17 protein-coding genes are annotated in these 19,210 nt (G+C 50.8%); 9 read left to right on the top strand and 8 right to left on the bottom strand.

Features of this window, described 5'->3' with window-relative positions; genetic code table 11:
• Nucleotides 1–48 precede the first annotated feature (48 nt).
• The 5 genes from surA to apaH are packed head-to-tail and all read left to right on the top strand — an operon-like array spanning nt 49 to nt 4,383.
• Nucleotides 49–1,341 (top strand): peptidylprolyl isomerase SurA, encoded by a 1,293-nt coding sequence (surA, locus tag D8682_RS19165; RefSeq protein ID WP_064543483.1) that lies wholly within the window; start codon nt 49–51, stop codon nt 1,339–1,341.
• On the top strand, nt 1,334–2,323 hold the full coding sequence (gene pdxA, locus D8682_RS19160; protein ID WP_121814896.1) for a 4-hydroxythreonine-4-phosphate dehydrogenase PdxA: 990 nt from the start codon (nt 1,334–1,336) through the stop codon (nt 2,321–2,323). Before surA ends, pdxA begins: the two co-directional genes overlap by 8 nt.
• A complete protein-coding gene (rsmA, locus tag D8682_RS19155) occupies nt 2,320–3,147 on the top strand; it encodes a 16S rRNA (adenine(1518)-N(6)/adenine(1519)-N(6))-dimethyltransferase RsmA (RefSeq protein ID WP_121814895.1) in 828 nt (275 codons plus the stop codon). Before pdxA ends, rsmA begins: the two co-directional genes overlap by 4 nt.
• A gap of 2 nt (nt 3,148–3,149) precedes the next feature.
• Nucleotides 3,150–3,527 carry a Co2+/Mg2+ efflux protein ApaG gene (apaG, locus tag D8682_RS19150; RefSeq protein ID WP_064543478.1) on the top strand — a complete coding sequence of 126 codons (378 nt, stop codon included), beginning with the start codon at nt 3,150–3,152 and terminating at the stop codon, nt 3,525–3,527.
• Nucleotides 3,528–3,531: 4 nt separating this feature from the next.
• Complete coding sequence (gene apaH, locus D8682_RS19145) at nt 3,532–4,383, top strand: bis(5'-nucleosyl)-tetraphosphatase (symmetrical) ApaH (RefSeq protein WP_064543476.1); 852 nt, start codon at nt 3,532–3,534, stop codon at nt 4,381–4,383.
• 45 nt (nt 4,384–4,428) lie between these two features.
• Here the strand turns inward: apaH and folA are convergent, their stop codons facing one another.
• On the bottom strand, nt 4,429–4,908 hold the full coding sequence (gene folA, locus D8682_RS19140) for a type 3 dihydrofolate reductase (RefSeq protein WP_064543474.1): 480 nt from the start codon (nt 4,906–4,908) through the stop codon (nt 4,429–4,431).
• A gap of 277 nt (nt 4,909–5,185) precedes the next feature.
• Here folA and D8682_RS19135 point away from each other — a divergent pair, with 277 nt between their 5' ends.
• Complete coding sequence (locus D8682_RS19135; RefSeq protein WP_121814894.1) at nt 5,186–5,800, top strand: LysE family transporter; 615 nt, start codon at nt 5,186–5,188, stop codon at nt 5,798–5,800.
• A gap of 102 nt (nt 5,801–5,902) precedes the next feature.
• On the opposite strand, the gene kefC is transcribed toward D8682_RS19135, so the two are convergent.
• From kefC to D8682_RS19100, 7 genes are all read right to left on the bottom strand, one after another.
• Nucleotides 5,903–7,759, bottom strand: coding sequence for a glutathione-regulated potassium-efflux system protein KefC (gene kefC, locus D8682_RS19130; protein ID WP_121814893.1), 1,857 nt, complete (start codon nt 7,757–7,759; stop codon nt 5,903–5,905).
• Nucleotides 7,752–8,282, bottom strand: coding sequence for a glutathione-regulated potassium-efflux system oxidoreductase KefF (kefF, locus tag D8682_RS19125; protein ID WP_121814892.1), 531 nt, complete (start codon nt 8,280–8,282; stop codon nt 7,752–7,754). Before kefF ends, kefC begins: the two co-directional genes overlap by 8 nt.
• A gap of 105 nt (nt 8,283–8,387) precedes the next feature.
• Entirely contained in the window at nt 8,388–8,621 is a 234-nt protein-coding gene (locus D8682_RS19120; RefSeq protein ID WP_064543466.1) for a YgdI/YgdR family lipoprotein, read from the bottom strand.
• A gap of 142 nt (nt 8,622–8,763) precedes the next feature.
• A complete protein-coding gene (gene carB, locus D8682_RS19115) occupies nt 8,764–11,988 on the bottom strand; it encodes a carbamoyl-phosphate synthase large subunit (RefSeq protein WP_064543464.1) in 3,225 nt (1,074 codons plus the stop codon).
• A gap of 18 nt (nt 11,989–12,006) precedes the next feature.
• Entirely contained in the window at nt 12,007–13,167 is a 1,161-nt protein-coding gene (gene carA, locus D8682_RS19110; RefSeq protein ID WP_064543461.1) for a glutamine-hydrolyzing carbamoyl-phosphate synthase small subunit, read from the bottom strand.
• Nucleotides 13,168–13,635: 468 nt separating this feature from the next.
• Nucleotides 13,636–14,457, bottom strand: coding sequence for a 4-hydroxy-tetrahydrodipicolinate reductase (gene dapB, locus D8682_RS19105; RefSeq protein ID WP_121814891.1), 822 nt, complete (start codon nt 14,455–14,457; stop codon nt 13,636–13,638).
• Between the two features lie 150 nt (nt 14,458–14,607).
• A complete protein-coding gene (locus D8682_RS19100; protein WP_064543457.1) occupies nt 14,608–15,675 on the bottom strand; it encodes a LacI family DNA-binding transcriptional regulator in 1,068 nt (355 codons plus the stop codon).
• A 235-nt stretch (nt 15,676–15,910) separates the two neighbouring features.
• Here D8682_RS19100 and D8682_RS19095 point away from each other — a divergent pair, with 235 nt between their 5' ends.
• The 3 genes from D8682_RS19095 to D8682_RS19085 are packed head-to-tail and all read left to right on the top strand — an operon-like array spanning nt 15,911 to nt 19,181.
• Nucleotides 15,911–17,086, top strand: coding sequence for a Gfo/Idh/MocA family protein (locus D8682_RS19095; protein WP_064543455.1), 1,176 nt, complete (start codon nt 15,911–15,913; stop codon nt 17,084–17,086).
• Between the two features lie 2 nt (nt 17,087–17,088).
• Nucleotides 17,089–18,159 carry a Gfo/Idh/MocA family protein gene (locus D8682_RS19090; RefSeq protein WP_121814890.1) on the top strand — a complete coding sequence of 357 codons (1,071 nt, stop codon included), beginning with the start codon at nt 17,089–17,091 and terminating at the stop codon, nt 18,157–18,159.
• Complete coding sequence (locus tag D8682_RS19085) at nt 18,159–19,181, top strand: Gfo/Idh/MocA family protein (protein ID WP_121815738.1); 1,023 nt, start codon at nt 18,159–18,161, stop codon at nt 19,179–19,181. Before D8682_RS19090 ends, D8682_RS19085 begins: the two co-directional genes overlap by 1 nt.
• Nucleotides 19,182–19,210: the final 29 nt, after the last annotated feature.

Here is a 19,210-nt window from a genome sequence, read left to right as displayed (position 1 = left end):
TGACTAGTAAAACGTAATCCGCTTTGCGGCTAAGTAAATGGAAAAAGTATGAAGAATTTGAGAACGCTGCTTCTCGGTGTCGTCCTGGTGGCGAATACCTCTTTCGCGGCCCCGCAAGTGGTCGACAAAGTTGCAGCCGTAGTGAACAACGGTGTTGTGCTGGAAAGTGACGTTAACGGAATGATGCAGTCAGTGAAGACAGGTGCCCAACAAGCCGGGCAGCAACTTCCTGACGACAACACGCTGCGTCATCAAATTATTGAACGTCTGATCATGGACCAAATTCTGTTACAAATGGGCCAGAAAATGGGCGTCAAAGTGACAGATGAACAGCTTGATAAGGCGATCGCTGATATCGCAGCTCAAAACAAGATGAGCATGGATCAGATGCGTAGCCGTCTGGCCTATGACGGCATTAATTACAACACTTACCGTGCTCAAATCCGTAAAGAGATGACGATTTCGGAGGTGCGTAATAACGAAGTCCGTCGTCGTGTATCCATCCTGCCGCAAGAAGTCGATGCTCTTGCACAGCAAGTGGGTAGCCAGAACGACAGCAGCACTGAGCTGAACCTCAGCCACATCCTGATTCCATTACCGGAAAACCCAACCTCTACTCAAGTAGATGATGCGGAAAAACAAGCGCGTGACATCGTTTCACAAGCGCAAAGCGGTGGTGATTTCGGCAAACTGGCTATCACCTACTCTGCTGACCAGCAAGCCCTGAAAGGCGGTCAAATGGGTTGGGGACGAATCCAGGAGCTGCCATCTATTTTCGCACAGGCGTTAAGCACTGCGAAAAAAGGCGATATCATCGGCCCGATTCGTTCAGGTGTAGGTTTCCACATTCTGAAAGTGAACGACCTGCGTGGTCAAAGCAAGAGCATTTCTGTTACCGAAGTTCACGCCCGACATATTTTGCTGAAGTCGTCGCCAATCATGAATGATGACCAGGCGCGAGCTAAGCTGAACCAGATTGCAGCTGATATTAAGAGTGGCAAAACCACTTTCGAAAAAGCGGCAAAAGAGTTCTCCGACGATCCAGGCTCTGCTAACCAGGGTGGGGATTTAGGTTGGGCTTCAGCAGACATTTATGATCCGGCGTTCCGTGATGCCTTGATGAAACTGAACAAAGGCCAAACGAGCGAACCTGTTCACTCATCATTTGGTTGGCATTTGATTCAGCTTATGGATACACGCAACGTTGATAAGACTGATGCAGCACAGAAAGATCGTGCATATCGTATGTTGTTCAACCGTAAGTTCTCTGAAGAAGCACAAACCTGGATGCAGGAACAACGGGCTTCTGCTTACGTAAAAATTATAGGCGACAATGGCTAACATCCATCGTGTGGTCATCACTCCCGGCGAACCCGCCGGGATTGGTCCTGACCTGATTATCGCACTGGCAAACCGTGACTGGCCTGTTGAGCTGGTTGCGGTTGCCGCACCTGAACTCCTTCAGGAACGTGCAGCCCTCCTCGGCCTTCCTCTACAACTCAAAACTTACCAACCAGGCACACCTGCGACTCCGCATGTTGCCGGAACCCTGACCGTGCTCCCCATCGAATTACGCGCTCCAGTCATCCCTGGGCAGTTGGATGTGAGAAACAGTGAGTACGTGGTAGAGATGTTGGCTCGTGCCTGTGACGGCTGCATTAACGGCGAATTTGCGGCACTGATTACCGGGCCGGTGCACAAAGGCATCATCAACGATGCTGGCATTCCGTTTATCGGGCATACCGAATTTTTCGAAGAGCGATCGCACAGTGAAAAAGTGGTGATGATGCTGGCGACCGAAGAGCTACGTGTGGCTCTGGCGACAACACATCTGCCGCTAAAAGCCATTAGTGATGCAATAACGCCAGATTTATTACGCCAGATAATCACCATCCTGTATCATGACCTGCAAACCAAGTTTGGTATCGTACAGCCGCACGTGCTGGTTTGTGGCCTCAACCCCCATGCCGGGGAAGGTGGTCACATGGGTACCGAAGAAATTGACACCATCATTCCAGTACTGAATGAAATGCGCGCTCAAGGGATGAATCTTTCTGGCCCACTACCGGCAGATACCCTGTTTCAGCCTAAGTATCTCGATAATGCCGATGCAGTTCTGGCGATGTACCACGATCAAGGCTTGCCAGTCCTTAAGTACCAGGGCTTTGGCCGCGCAGTCAATATCACGCTAGGCTTACCTTTTATCCGCACTTCGGTTGACCATGGAACCGCGCTAGAACTAGCGGGTCAGGGGAAAGCCGAGGTCGGCAGTTTTATTACGGCGCTTAATCTCGCCATCAAAATGATTGTTAATACTCAATGAATACTCGTGTCCACCAGGGCCATTTAGCCCGTAAACGTTTTGGACAAAACTTCCTTAATGACCAGTTCGTTATCGACAGTATTGTCTCTGCTATAAATCCACTCAAAGGCCAGGCAATGGTTGAGATCGGCCCCGGCCTCGGCGCATTAACCGAGCCTGTGGGTGAACGCCTGGATGAAATGACCGTCATCGAGCTGGACCGCGATCTTGCGGCTCGCCTGCAAACGCATCCTTTCCTGGCACCAAAGCTGACAATTTATCAGCAAGATGCCATGACCATGGATTTTGGAGAGCTGTCGCAAAAAATCGGTAAGCCGTTGCGCGTATTTGGCAACCTGCCGTATAACATCTCCACGCCATTGATGTTCCATCTCTTTAGCTATACTGATGCCATTGCTGACATGCACTTCATGCTGCAAAAAGAGGTGGTAAACCGTTTAGTTGCTGGCCCTAACTGTAAAGCGTATGGTCGTTTATCAGTGATGGCGCAGTATTATTGCAATGTGATTCCAGTGCTTGAAGTGCCACCAACCGCCTTCACACCGGCACCAAAAGTGGATTCTGCCGTCGTGCGCCTGGTACCACATGCAACAATACCGAACCCAGTAAAAGAGCTGCGCGTATTAAGCCGCATCACTACTGAAGCCTTTAATAAGCGTCGCAAAACGATTCGTAACAGCCTTGGCCATCTGTTTAGCCCAGAGGTGATGGCGGAGCTGGGAATCGACGCAACTCTGCGCGCTGAGAACATCTCAGTTGCTCAGTATTGCCAACTGGCAAACTATTTGGCTGAGCACCCACAGCAGCAGCCGAAGGAGAGTTAACGATGTTAAATTCGCCCCGCGTATGCATTCAGGTACAAAGCGTCTATATCGAATCACAGTCCTCTGTGGAGCACGAACGTTTCGTCTTTGCTTATACCGTAACCATCCGTAACCTGGGGCGAACACCGGTGCAATTACTTGGCCGTTACTGGCTTATCACCAATGGTAACGGTCATGAAACTGAAGTTCAGGGCGAGGGTGTGATTGGCGTCCAGCCGCATATTGAACCGGGTAACGAATACAGCTATACAAGCGGTGCGGTACTTGAAACACCGCTTGGCACCATGCAAGGCCATTACGAAATGGTCGACTCTCAGGGCGATGCCTTCCGCGTCGCTATTCCCGTATTCCGTTTGGCTATTCCAGCCTTCATTCACTAATCCAATGTCTACATACCTGATTGGCGATGTTCACGGCTGTTACGATGAACTGGTCGCTCTACTGCAACAGGTTGATTTTAAGCCTGGTGAAGATACTTTATGGCTTACGGGCGATCTTGTCGCGCGTGGGCCGGGTTCACTTGAAGTCCTGCGTTTTGTGCGTGGACTGGGTAACAGCGTGCGTCTGGTTCTCGGTAACCATGACCTACATCTGCTGGCCGTTTATGCAGGCATCAGCCGCAATAAGCCCAAAGATCGCGTGTCCCAGCTGCTGGAAGCACCTGATGCTGACGAATTGCTTAACTGGCTACGCCGCCAGCCGCTGCTTCAGGTTGATGAAGAGAAAAAACTGGTAATGGCTCATGCTGGGGTCACTCCGCAGTGGGATTTGAACACCGCAATGGCCTGTGCACGTGATGTCGAAGCCGTGTTATCGAGTGACAGCTATCCGTTATTCCTCGATGCGATGTATGGCGATATGCCTAACAACTGGTCACCAGAACTTTCAGGATTAGCGCGCCTGCGGTTTATTACCAATTCACTGACCCGTATGCGTTATTGCTTCCCGAACGGGCAACTGGATATGTACTGCAAAGACACGCCTGAAAGCGCGCCCGCTCCGCTGAAGCCGTGGTTTGCTATCCCTGGGCCTGTGACTGCTGAATATTCCGTTATCTTCGGGCACTGGGCATCGCTGGAAGGCAAAGGCACGCCAGAGGGCATATACGGGCTTGATACCGGCTGCTGCTGGGGTGGCGATCTAACTTGCTTACGCTGGGAAGACAAAACCTATTTCGTTCAGCCCTCCAATCGCCAGAAAGATGTGGGCGATGGTGAAACGGCTATCGCTTCATAAGAAAAAACCCGGTCATTAACCGGGTTTTTTCTTTTCCAGCCCGTCTTATCGACGTTCCAGAACCTCGAAACAGTAGCCGTGCGAGTTATTCTCGTCCGCATCATGGAATTCGCTGAACGTTGACTGCCACTCGTCCGGGTCGTAATCCGGGAAATGCGTGTCACCTTCCACTTCTGCGTCAATGTGCGTCAGATACAGACGCTGTGCTTTTGGCAGGAATTGTTCGTAAACACGCCCACCGCCAATCACCATAATTTCTTCCGCATCGCCACAGGCTTTAATAGCGTCCTCTACGGACGAAACCCACTCAACGCGGTCATCGGTGCCTGGCTTGCTGCTAATGACGATATTCTTGCGTCCTGGAAGCGGACGACCGATAGATTCCCAGGTCAAACGCCCCATAACGACAGGTTTATTCAGTGTATTACGTTTAAACCATGCCAGATCGGCAGGGATGTCCCAGGGCATGGCGTTTTCCATGCCAATTACACGATCTACCGCTAATGCAGCAATCAGACTGATCATTCTATTAACCCACGGGTGGTGAAAAAAATTGCCGCCACTATACGGAAAGCGCAATCTTTCGTCGACTATCCACAAGCTTCTGCGTAAGAATTTTTTCGTTCTGCGACTGTAAACCTGTCACGTAATGCTTCCTGATATAACAGGAACAATGAGTTAGCGTAAAAGCGCCCAAAGTAACGTAAAAAATTCTTAACTGTGGCCTGCCACATACTATAAGTCTATGCTCTAGCTGCGGTATAGTTCACGATTATTGATCGTATCTTTACCGGACATTGCCATGCTGGAAACCACGCTTTTTGTCGCCACTATTGCCACTTTGGGGATGCTCTCCCCTGGGCCTGATTTCTTCCTGGTTATTAAGAACGCCGCTCGCTATTCACGCTCGGCAGCAATGATGACCTCGCTGGGAGTTATCAGCGGAGTGGCAACGCACATGACTTATTGTGTTGCCGGGTTAGCGGTAGTGATTACCACCACTCCGTGGTTGTTCGGCTTGCTGAAATATGCCGGTGCTGCATATCTAATTTGGATTGGCGTACAGGCACTGTTAGCACGCGGCGGCAGTAAAATGGATGTCAGCCAGGTTGAACGCCAGCAAACCACACTCAAGAAAGCCTTTTTACAAGGCTATTTGTGCAATCTGCTAAACCCGAAAGCGACACTCTTTTTCCTTTCCGTTTTCACCCAGGTTTTGAGCGTGAACTCAGATACTATGGAAAAACTGTGGTACGCAGGCGTCATCCTGATGCTGTCCGTCGTCTGGTGGCCGTTATTAGTGGTGCTGATTCAAAGCGAACCGGTGCGTCGTGGACTTGCCAAAGCGCAGAAAATTGTTGATAAATTGCTGGGCGGGATGTTGATAGCTCTGGGAATAAAAGTCGCCTTGAGCTGATTTCTTACCGCAAAAAATCGGTGGATGTCGCTAACGCTAATCCACCCTAAAACGGTTTGCGTAGGTCGGATAAGCGTTAGCGTCATCCGACACAGCCTTTAGCTACTCGGGCTTAACAGGCGGTTCATCAGCCAGTTTCCCCGAATGAATCCCCTCCTCAGTACCCTGCCAACCATGGCGCTGAATCACATTGAGATGCGCACGGTCTTCGTTAATCACATCGGCCAACATGGCGCTGGTGCGTTTGAGAACATCGGCGCGTGCTGACCAGTCAGGTGCAGGCACCATTTCTTCCACCATCTGCGCATTGAAGCGACGGAAATGGTCGGCTCGTTCACGTGCCTCATAACTCCCTACACCCAGCCCTTCGAGCGCCCTACGCCCCACTTTCAACGCACCTTCAAAAGTCTCACGCTCAGGTTGGTCAACCCCCAACTGTCGCAGGCGAATGAAATGGTCGAGGTCACGTGCGCGCGCAATCACTTTCAGATGTGGGAAATGCTCTTGTACAAGTTCTGCTAACTGCATATTTGCATCCGGATCGTCGATGGCATTGATCAGCACTTCCGCTTTTGCAGCACCCGCAGACTCCAGCAAATCCACGCGCGTCGCATCGCCATAAAACACTTTAGTGCCAAACTTTCTCAGCGTTTCGATATGATCTGGGTCGTGATCGAGAACCACCATTTTCACGCCGCTGGTCAGTAACAAACGCCCGGCGATTTGCCCAAAACGACCAAAACCTGCGATGATCACACGCGGCTGTTCCTCATCGATTTCATCCGCTTCTTGCGCCTGCTCTGGGCCTGATTTTTCCAGGCGGTTGAGCAGCACCAGCAACAATGGCGTGGCCGCCATCGATAGCGCGACAGCAAGCGTAAGCGATTTTTCCCAACTGTCGTCCAGTACCTCAGCCATTCTCGCAGTACCAAAAATGACGAATGCGAATTCACTGCCCTGCCCTAACAGGACGGCAAACCAGCGCCGTTGTTTACGCGGCACGTTAAGCGGTTTTGCTACGATCCATAGCGTGATGATTTTTATCGCCAGGAAACCGAGTAACAGAACGATAATCCGCAAAGGGCTCTCCAGCAAAGTGCCGAAGTCTATCGACATGCCCACGCCAATAAAGAACAGCCCGAGCAACAAGCCTTTAAACGGTTCAATATCACTTTCCAGCGCATGACGATATTCAGAGCTTGCCAGTAACACGCCCGCCAGAAATGCCCCCATCGCCATTGAAAGCCCGGCTTCTTCGAGCAACAGGCCAAAGCCGAACACCATAAACAACGCCATGGCACTGAACACTTCGCGCAGGCCTGAACGCGCCACAAACCGCAGAACCGGGCGTGTGACGTAACGCCCAAGCAAAACAACAATGGTCAAAGCGCCAACCACTTTCAGAGCCGAAATAGAAAAGGCGGCAAAGGTCGTGGTTGCGCTACTGCTGGCTAATAAGGGAATCATCGCCACCAGCGGAATTGCTGCAATGTCCTGGAATAACAGCACCGCAAAGGCACTGCGCCCCATTTGTGAAACGGTCAGGTTTCGCTCGTTCATCGCCTGCATGGCGATTGCGGTAGAAGAAAGTGCCAGAGTCAGGCCGATTAACACCGCCACTTGCCAGCGCAATCCTAAGAACATACAGAACAAGCCGAGCAGCAATCCACACGCTACCATCTGCAGCGCACCGCCGCCAAATACTGACGCACGCAGCGTCCACAAACGTTGTGGGTCCAGTTCCAGTCCGATGACGAATAGCATCAAGACCACGCCGATCTCCGCAAAGTGAAGAATAGTTTCGGCGTCCGTCACCAGTCGCAATCCCCACGGCCCGATAATGCAGCCTGCGATTAGGTAGCCCAACACTGACCCCAGGCCAAGACGCACCGCAATCGGTACTATGATCGCCGCTGAACCGAGGTAAATCAGCGCCTGGATCATGCTGTGGCTATCCATGATTTGCCTCCTGCCAGTCGAGCAAACGTTGCTTGTACATTTCGGCTTGTACCTCGAGGGTATTTTCGTCACAGACAAACGTGAAATGGATAGTGAAATGCGGCAGCCAGTTCATGCCGCAGTACAGCGCCGTAGCTTGCAATGGTTGGCCGAGAACAGCAAAACCCGGATGGTCGCCGAGTTCGAAATGGTTATCGCCACCACCAGTGGTAACAGCCCACATCACGGGTTTACCGCGCAGCGCCTTGCCGCCGTGGCCATACGCCCAGCCATGAGCCAGCACTTTATCAATCCACAATTTCATCAAAGGCGGCGTGCTATACCACTGCATCGGATGTTGCCAGATAACCAAATCAGCGCGGCTTAGCGCTTCTTGTTCAGCGGCAATATCGATGTTGAAATCTGGGTATAACTCATAAAGAGAGCGCACTTCCACATCAGGTAGTAGTGAAGCCTGTTCGAGCATTTTTCGGTTGGCGTGGGAGTGATGCGGGTACGGATGTGCATAAATAATTAAGATCATGAATAAGCCTGTTGTTTTACTGCTCTCTTTTAACGAAAGAGTGTAGTCAGTAATTCAACAGGCTAATAGTCAATATTCTTGACGGGTTAAGTGGATAAGTCTGAATTAGTTATCCAGTTCGCCCATTGATTTAACCTGGTCACGGTTAATCTGTTCTGTTTTTCCGGTTTCCGCATTTTTGTATGACACCAGTCCGGTATCATCATCCACTTGCGGCTTGCCATCGGTGACAATAGTTTTCCCGTCAGCAGTTTTCACCGATTGGTTGGAAGAACAACCCGCAACAGACATCAGCGCAATAGCGGCAAGAATTGGAGTGATGATTGATTTATTGAGCATTATTTTCTCCCTGCGTTCAATTTTCATTAGCAGGGTAATTATAGTCAGCGGCATGCGCTTCGCTTTCAGAACCAGAACACTCTTAAACGACAAACGGCCCCTGCAATGAGGAGCCGTTTATTTTTTATATCAGTTAAAGAAATTAGCCTTTAATCTGCGCGTGCATTTCCTGAACTGAAATCACTTTCTCTGTCGCGTCAGAGTTCAACGCCATCGCCGTAGCAAAGCCGCCGTTCAGCGTGGTGTCGTAATGCACTTTATATTGCAGTGCGCTGCGGCGGATGAGTTTGGAATCCTCAATCGCCTGGCGGCCTGCGGTGGTGTTGATGATGTAGGTGTATTCGCCATTCTTGATACGGTCCTGAATGTGCGGACGGCCTTCATGCACCTTGTTCACCAGACGCGGGTTAATGCCAGCTTCGCCTAACACCACAGCGGTGCCATGAGTTGCATCCAGTTCAAAGCCCTGTTTCAGCAGTTTTGCTGCCAGGTCAACCACACGCTTTTTGTCGCCTTCGCGAACAGAAAGTAGCGCGCGGCCTGGTTTACGCATCGTAGACTGGCTGCCCAGCATCGCTTTGGCGAACGCTTCTGCGAAGGTACGACCCACGCCCATCACTTCACCGGTGGAGCGCATTTCTGGCCCTAACAGTGGGTCAACGCCCGGGAATTTGTTGAACGGCAGTACCACTTCTTTCACCGAGTAGTAAGGCGGGATGATTTCTTTGGTCATGCCCTGTTGCACCAGAGTTTGCCCAACCATCACACGCGCCGCCACTTTCGCCAGTGCCATGCCGGTCGCTTTAGAGACAAACGGTACGGTACGCGCAGCACGCGGGTTCACTTCAATCAGGTAGACTTCGTTGTCTTTCACCGCAAACTGCACGTTCATCAAACCGCGAACTTGCAGCTCGAAAGCCAGTTTCTGCACCTGTTGGCGCATCACGTCCTGGATTTCCTGGCTCAGCGTGTAAGCTGGCAGAGAACATGCGGAGTCACCGGAGTGAACACCAGCTTGTTCGATGTGCTCCATAATACCGCCAATCAGTACGGTTTCACCGTCGCAGATGGCATCAACATCCACTTCTACCGCATCGTCAAGGAAGCGGTCGAGCAGCACTGGCGCGTCGTTTGAAACGCTAACCGCAGTCTGGAAGTAACGACGTAAATCCACTTCGTCATAGACGATTTCCATCGCGCGGCCACCCAGAACGTAGGATGGACGCACAACCAGCGGGTAACCAATATGGGCCGCTTTCTCGACCGCCATTTCGATGGCGGTGACGGTGGCGTTGGCAGGCTGTTTCAGCTTCAGGCGGTCAACAGCGTGCTGGAAACGCTCACGGTCTTCTGCACGGTCGATGGCATCCGGGCTGGTGCCGATAATCGGTACGCCAGCGGCTTCCAGTTCACGAGCCAGTTTCAGCGGAGTCTGGCCACCGTACTGCACGATGACGCCTTTTGGTTTCTCAACGCGCACGATTTCCAGCACGTCTTCCAGAGTTACTGGTTCGAAGTACAGGCGGTCGGACGTGTCGTAGTCGGTTGAAACGGTTTCTGGGTTGCAGTTAACCATGATGGTTTCGTAACCATCTTCACGCAGCGCAAGGGATGCGTGGACGCAGCAGTAGTCAAACTCGATACCCTGGCCGATACGGTTCGGGCCGCCACCCAACACCATGATTTTGTCACGGTCGTTGTTCGGGTTAGCTTCACACTCGTCTTCATAAGTAGAGTACATGTACGCCGTGTCGGTAGAGAACTCTGCCGCACAGGTATCAACACGCTTATAAACCGGGTGTAAGTTGTATTGCTCACGCAGTTTGCGGATTTCTGATTCGCGAACGCCAGCCAGTTTCGCCAGGCGCGCATCGGCAAAGCCTTTGCGTTTCAGGAAGCGCAGGAAGTCATGAGTCAGACCGGTAATGCCGATCTCTTCTACTTTTTCTTCCAGGCGAACCAGCTCTTCAATCTGTACCAGGAACCAGCGGTCAATGTTGGTCAGGTTGAACACGCCATCAACGGAGAGGCCCGCACGGAAGGCATCAGCAACGTACCAGATACGCTCAGCGCCAGCGTCTTTCAGCTCGCGGCGGATTTTGGTCAGCGCTTCCGGGTCATCCAGATTCACTTTCGGGTCAAAACCGGTCGCGCCCACTTCCAGACCGCGCAGAGCTTTTTGCAGTGATTCCTGTTGGGTGCGGCCAATCGCCATCACTTCACCAACAGATTTCATCTGCGTGGTCAGGCGGTCGTTAGCGCCGACGAATTTCTCGAAGTTAAAGCGAGGAATTTTAGTCACAACGTAGTCGATAGACGGTTCGAACGAGGCTGGCGTTTTACCACCGGTGATATCGTTCATCAGCTCATCGAGGGTGTAACCCACCGCCAGTTTTGCCGCGACTTTGGCAATCGGGAAGCCGGTTGCTTTAGAAGCCAGCGCAGAAGAGCGCGACACACGCGGGTTCATCTCGATAACAATCAGACGGCCAGTTTTCGGGTTAACCGAGAACTGCACGTTAGAACCGCCAGTTTCCACGCCGATTTCACGCAGCACCGCCATCGAGGCGTTACGCATGATTTGGTACTCTTTGTCGGTCAGCGTTTGCGCTGGTGCAACGGTGATGGAGTCACCGGTGTGAATACCCATCGGGTCAAGGTTTTCGATAGAGCAGACGATAATGCAGTTGTCGTTTTTATCACGCACAACTTCCATCTCGTACTCTTTCCAGCCAATCAGCGATTCATCAATCAGCAGCTCTTTGGTTGGCGAAAGATCCAGGCCACGCTCGCAAATTTCTTCGAATTCTTCACGGTTGTATGCAATACCGCCGCCGGTGCCGCCCATGGTGAATGAAGGGCGGATGATGCACGGATAACCGACGTCCGCCGCAACCGCCAACGCTTCTTCCATATTGTGAGCAATGCCAGAGCGCGCAGTATCAAGGCCGATTTTTTTCATCGCCACGTCGAAACGGCGGCGGTCTTCAGCTTTATCAATGGCGTCTGCGGTTGCACCAATCATGGTGACACCGAATTCTGCCAGCACGCCTTCACGCTCCAGCTCCAGCGCACAGTTCAGTGCAGTCTGGCCGCCCATGGTTGGCAGAACCGCGTCCGGGCGCTCTTTCTCAATGATTTTGCGAACCACTTCCCAGTGAATCGGCTCGATGTAAGTTGCATCGGCCATTTCTGGGTCGGTCATAATCGTTGCCGGGTTGGAGTTCACCAGAATGACGCGGTAACCCTCTTCACGCAGCGCTTTACACGCCTGGGCACCGGAGTAGTCGAACTCACACGCCTGGCCGATAACAATCGGGCCTGCGCCGAGGATCAGGATGCTTTTTATATCTGTACGTTTTGGCATTTTCTTAGCTCCTGATACTTACTTGCTATTAAGAGTGGCGGTAGAACGGTAGTGCTTAATCAATTCGATAAAGTGGTCAAACAGCGGCGCCGCATCGTGCGGGCCAGGGCTTGCTTCTGGGTGCCCCTGGAAGCTGAATGCTGCTTTATCTGTACGATGAATGCCTTGCAGCGTGCCATCGAACAGTGACTTATGAGTCACGCGCAGGTTCGCCGGAAGTGTTGATTCCTCTACGGCGAAACCATGGTTCTGAGCAGTGATCATCACGCAATCGCGATCCAAATCTTTAACCGGGTGGTTGCCACCGTGGTGACCAAACTTCATCTTCACGGTTTTCGCGCCGCTCGCCAGAGCCAGCAACTGGTGGCCCAGGCAGATACCGAATACCGGCACGTCTGTTTCCAGGAAGGATTTAATGGCGCTGATGGCGTAGTCGCACGGCGCCGGGTCACCAGGGCCGTTAGATAAGAAGATGCCATCTGGATTCATCTTCAACACATCTTCAGCTGATGTTTGCGCCGGAACCACCGTCAGGCGGCAACCGCGGTCAACCAACATACGCAGAATGTTGCGTTTCACGCCGTAATCGTAGGCGACGACATGGAACGGTAAATCTTCTTCTTTAGCCGCTTCAGGCAACTCACCTTCAAGTGTCCAGCTCCCCTGCTGCCAGGCGTAAGCTTCCTTCGTGGTGACTTCTTTCGCGAGATCCATACCGTTGAGGCCTGGGAAAGCTTTTGCTTTTTCCAGCGCCAGTGCGGCATCAAGGTTATCACCGGCAATAATGCAGCCGTTCTGTGCACCTTTCTCACGCAGAATACGTGTCAGCTTACGGGTATCGATATCGGCGATGGCCACAATGTTATGGCGCTTGAGATAAGAAGAAAGGTCTTCGGTATTGCGATAGTTGCTGGCAATCAGTGGTAGGTCACGGATGACGAGGCCTTGCGCATGTACCTGGGAGGATTCTTCATCAGCAGCATTGGTGCCGACATTTCCGATATGAGGATAAGTAAGAGTGACAATCTGGCGGGAGTAGGAAGGATCAGTGAGGATTTCTTGATAACCGGTCAAAGAGGTGTTGAAAACGACTTCCCCAATGGCCGAACCCGATGCCCCAATGGCCCGACCGTGGAATTGGGTTCCGTCTTCCAGAACCAATATTGCTGACTTAATCAAAACGCCCTCCAGGGAATAAACAGTCAATTTATTTGCATATTAATTCAAAATGAATTCAGGAATCAATGCAAAACAGCCTGTCATTTGGATTTTTGACAAACGGCGGCATTCTAGTGAGAGGCCGGGTAAAAGTCTACCATAAGCGCAACTTTTTATGTGTTTTTTACCAATCTAATGGATAAAAGAGGAATTGACCGATGAAATCAACAACTAACTTATAGTGCGTAATCGGTTGCGGACCAGGATGAGCAGGAAAGCTGGGCATGGCGGCATGAAAAGTGGACCAAATGGTCAAAATTAGACATAGAACAACGATTATTAGCAGGAAAAGTAAAACTTATGATGGTTACGATTAAAAAACATAAAAAAATGCGGATAAAACATAACAAATAAAAAGGGCAATAAAACATTGCCCTATCAATCAAACAGTTATGATTGCAATAACCACATCACGATGGGTAATAACGATTACAAACTATTGAGATCAAGCACATCTCGCATATCGTAAAGTCCACTTTTCATCGAACTCAGCCACAATGCAGATTTGACTGCACCGTTTGCAAAAGTCATGCGACTTGATGCTTTATGGCTGATCTCAATACGCTCGCCGATGTCCGCAAACATCGCCGTATGTTCACCAATAATGTCGCCCGCACGCACCGTCGCAAAACCAATAGTGCCTGGAACGCGCTCGCCGGTGTACCCTTCACGGGAGTAAACCGCGCAATCTTTCAAATCTTTGTCCATCGCATGAGCAATGGCTTCGCCCATTGCCAATGCGGTGCCTGATGGCGCATCCACTTTATGGCGATGGTGCGCTTCGATGATCTCAATGTCGGTATAATCACCCATCACTTTGGCGGCTTTCTCCAGAAGCTTAAGCATCACGTTCACACCCACGCTGAAGTTGGCCGCAAAGACAATCGGCACTTCTGCTGAAGCATCAGTAATCGCCTGCTTGCCCGCATCATCAAAACCGGTGGTGCCGATAACCATGCCTTTAGCGTGCTGGCGGCAAAAAGCCAGATGATGAAGCGTGCCTTCGGGACGAGTAAAATCGATAAAGACATCGAAATCATTCACTACCGCATCCAGGCTATCGCTGACGATAACTCCCGTTTTGGCGACGCCAGCTAATTCACCCGCGTCGCTGCCCACTAAGGATGAACCCGTGCGTTCAAGCGCTGCACCCAGTTTTACGCCATCCATCTGTAATGCTGCCTGAATCAGCTGTCGCCCCATGCGACCACCCGCACCCGCGATTGCAACGCGGACTTGTGACTCATCCATATTGACTCTCTTTTCTTTATTCAATAACCAATGAAACTGTTCTCAGATTAACGAGGCCTTGGGAGGCTCGCCACATGAAAACACCGATAATAAGAAATTTATGACAAAACGGCGGAATTATCAGTAAAACCCATTAATGCCTTAAAAGAATTATGGAATTGAATGAGTTTGATACAGTTCCCGACGCCGCCAGTTCACATCTGCCACCGAATCCCCCGGCTGAATGGAACCCTGAAGCAATAAATTAAAGCGCGGGCTGACTTCACGCATTAAACGACTTTGCAGAACATAAACCGCTTCGCTGCCCAATTCACGGCAAGGCTGGCAGGCCGCGGATAAACCGAGCTGTTTAATTTCATCCATTTCATGGGAATAGGCACAACTCATCAGAGAAATATCCTCAGGCACTTGCAGATGCTGGTTTTTTAGCTCACTCAATACGGCCCGCGCAATGGCTGCGCTGCCGCAAAAAATAGCTGAAGGGAGTTCGGCTTTAGTGCGCGACTGGAGGTATTTTTTGAAATTGGCGCGGGCTTCGGTTTCACCATAACCTTTGGTTACCAGCAAATGCTCGGATTCATCAAACACCAGGTGATGGTCGAGGCAGGCTCTTTTAAAGCCGTCAAGACGCTGGATCATGGTTTCACGGCGCAAATCGGTAAATAGCAGAACGGGACGATGCCCCTTCTCTAATAAATAGTTTGCCGCGCTATAGCCAATGGAATAATGGTCTGGTGAGACACAATCAAGACGCATTTTCTTATCTCTGGCATTTATCGTCACGATAGGCTTATTGCTTTCCGCGGCTATGCGATACAGTGATTCATCATCAATACCAATAATTATTACGCCATCAACATCCGACTGACTAATCGACCTCATGAATAATGAAGTATCAGCTTCATTAATATCAAGAGAACACTTTTTAACATGCGTATCATAATGTGAGACAGCGGAAACAACCCCCTGAATCACTTCGTAATAATAATGATCACCATGAGGAGTAAACGCTTCCGCAGGGGCACATATTAATAATGAGTTAATAAGTAAACGGCTGGCGGGAATATCCCGTAAAATATCCATATGACGAGCATGGTAAAATACCTTTTCTTTGGCCTGCGGGCTGACATTACTTTTACCAGCCAGCACCCGTGACACAGTGCTTGGTGACAGCCCTGTCAGCACAGCTATCTCTTTAATTTTCAGCTTCCCCGTCATTTTGTGATCGATACCTCATTAGAGAAATTACATTATTTTCACCATCAACTCTTTATAATCCAGAGCATTTCACTTTCTGCTTGCCCGTAATATTTTCGCCGTGCAATTCCTGTCATAAATAGCTGTTGTGTGCAAAAAAAACCATAACTATGCTCTCAAAAAATGATTCTTGTTGAAAATAAACAGTAACTTTTATTGTCTGTATCAAACGCTACCCTTGATAAGAGAGAGCATAATGCAAAGAATCGCAATTATCGGAACCGGTAATATTTCCCACAATCACATCCAAAGTTATCTTGAATTTCCTGATCGTTGCCAGATTGTCGCGCTGGTAGATATCTACCCAGAAAAAGCTGAAGAAAAGAAAAAACATTACGGATTAACAGCCGCAAAAGTTTACAACAACCACCAGGATATTCTTAATGATCCCACCATTGATGTGTTCGATATCTGTACCCCGCCTTATGTTCACGCCGCTATTTCTATTGATGCGCTGAATGCGGGAAAACACGTCCTGTGTGAAAAACCGATGGCTGCTTCACTTCAGGAATGCGACGCGATGATCAACGCCGCCGTGGCGAGCGGTAAAACGCTGTCTATCATTGCCCAAAACCGTTTTACCGATGCCTTCTGGCGTTTGAAAAAAGTGCTCGAAAGTGACCAAATCGGCAAAGTTTGCCACGCGCAGGTGGATTCATTCTGGTGGCGTGGCCACTCCTATTACGACCTGTGGTGGCGCGGCACATGGGAAAAAGAAGGCGGTGGTTGCACGCTCAACCATGCGGTACACCATATTGATGCCATTCAGTGGATGCTGGGCTTCCCGACTGAAGTGGTTGCAGTCACCACCAACGTCTCCCATGACAACGCCGAAGTGGAAGACCTCAGTGCGGCAATTTTCAAATATGGCAATGGTGCACTCACGCAACTGACCTCCTCCGTGGTGCATCACGGCGAAGATCAGAAGATTGTGATTCAGGGTGAAAAAGCACGTATTTCCGCACCATGGGATAAATTCGCCAGCATCGCCGCCGCCAACGGTTTCCCGCTTGAAGAGCGTAATACCCCGCTGGAAAACCAGCTTGAAGATAGCTACCAGTCGGTGCCGCGCCTGGCCTGGACACTGCACACCGGGCAAATCGATAACTTCCTGCACGCGCTACACACTGGCACCGCCCCGTTAGTTGATGGGCCGCAAGGCAAGCGTTCGCTGGAACTCATCACCGCAATCTATAAATCCGCCATCACCCGCAGCTTTGTCTCATTGCCGATCGCGGCCAGTGACCCGTATTACCTGACTGGCGGCCTGGTCAACCAGGCTCCCCACTTCTTTGAAAAATCGTCCTCGGTGGAAAATTTTGCCGAACAAGGCGCTATCCCGCTGGGCAAAAATATGGATCAAGGAGCATAAGCATGAGTCTCAACGACGGTATGAATTACGCGCCAACAGGCAAACCGCAGCCAGTCGTGCAACCGGGTGATTTCGTTTTTGCCGCCGCCGCACTTGATCACGGCCATATCTACGGCATGTCCAACGGCCTGATTGAAGCGGGTGCCACGCTTAAATGGGTTTACGACCCTGACCCGCAGAAAGTGGAACAGTTTGTTAAGCAATATCCGCAGGTCAACGTTGCACCATCACTTGAAGTGATTCTTGGCGATGACAGTGTGAACCTGGTTGCCGGAGCAGCGATACCAGAGGAGCGTTGTGCACTTGGCCTGAAGGTGATGGATGCCGGAAAGGACTATTTCACCGATAAAGCGCCGCTGACAACCCTTGCACAACTTGCCGCAGCCAAAGAAAAAGTGGCGGAAACCGGATGCAAATATGCAGTGTATTACAGCGAACGTTTGCACGTTGAAAGCGCAGTTTTTGCCGGGCAACTGGTGCGCGAGGGTGCCATTGGCCGGGTTATTCAAACCCTGGGAACCGGGCCGCATCGCGAAGGGCAGGGCCGCCCGGACTGGTTCTACGTTAAGAAGCGTTTCGGCGGCATTCTCTGCGATATTGGCAGCCATCAAATCGAACAGTTCCTGTTTTATACCGGCAACCACGACGCGCAAGTTGTGGCAGCACAAACCAGTAATTTTACCCATCCTCAATACCCAGAATTTGAAGATTTCGGCGACGCCATGCTCAAGGGCGAAAACGGAGCCAGCGGCTATTTTCGCTGCGACTGGTTTACGCCAGAAGGTCTAAGTTCCTGGGGCGACGGGCGTCTTACCCTGCTCGGGACTGACGGCTATATCGAAATCCGCAAATACGTCGACATCACCCGCCAGCAACAAGACGTGGTGTATCTGGTAAATCAAGAGGGTGAATTCCGCTATCCGGTGGCCGGAAAAGTCGGTTTCCCGTTCTTCGGCGAGCTGATTCTGGATTGTTTGAATCGCACCGAAAATGCGATGACACAGGAACATGCGTTCAAAGCGGCTGAATTGTGTGTCCGCGCCCAAATGCTGGCCAATGGAGTGGAAGAATGATGAAAGCGATTCAAGCTGCGGTTGTCGGGTGTGGCGCAATCCACACCTTGCATGTGGAGGCCATTCAGTCCAACCCAGCCTGCCAATTACGGGCCATTGTCGAAACCGACCCCGTAAAAGGCCAGGCACTCGCCGAACGCTACGGTTGCCGCTATTACGCAGATTACTGTGAGATGCTGCTCGATAACGAGATTGATGTGGTGCATATCTGCACCCCGCACGCCGCGCATAAAGAGATGATTACCAAAGCGCTCATCGCCGGAAAACATGTGTTCACCGAAAAACCGGTGGCGCTCAATCCCGCCGAAGTCAAAGACATCAAAAATACGCTGGCGATTACGACCTCACAGCTTGGCGTTTGCTACCAAAATCGCCTGAACCCCAGCAGCCAGAAGATTAAAGCGTTACTAGAAGAGAACCACTACGGAAAAATTCTGAGTATTAAAGCAGTGTTGACCTGGAGCCGTTCGCTCGATTATTACGCGCAGAGCCCTTGGCGCGGGAGTTGGGCCAGCGAAGGCGGTAGCCTGCTGATCAACCAGGCGATTCATACGCTGGATTTAATGCAGTGGTTTGCCGGGGGCGTGGACGCAATAAAAGGTGTGGTGGAAAGCAGTTTTCTGAGCCACGCCACACAAGCTGAAGACACGGCAATGGCCAATATGGAACTGGCAAACGGGGCGCGTGGGATTTTTTATGCAACCAACTGCCATACCACCGACTCGCCGCTGCTTTTAGAGATCCACTGCGAAAACGGTTTACTGCAACTGCATCACAATAATTTGTGGTGCATTTCAGATGAAGGTAAAGAACTGCTGGCCAGTGATGAATCCCCCAATGCCGCGCAAAAATGTTATTGGGGCAGCAGCCACCAGTTAGCAATTAATAATTTTTATCACTCATTGTCAGAAACAAATGCCCGTAATTACGTCGATATTCACCAGGCAGAAATATCGCTACGGATGGTAGAGGCTATTTATCAATCTTCGATAACCAGGAACTGGATAGAGATTTCAGAATAAACACACTTTCCTTTTGCCCTACAAAAATG

Origin of the sequence: Buttiauxella sp. 3AFRM03 (assembly GCF_003675305.1) — a bacterium.
Classification (GTDB): Bacteria; Pseudomonadota; Gammaproteobacteria; order Enterobacterales; family Enterobacteriaceae; genus Buttiauxella; species Buttiauxella ferragutiae.
This window is presented reverse-complemented; position numbering and strand designations above follow the sequence as displayed.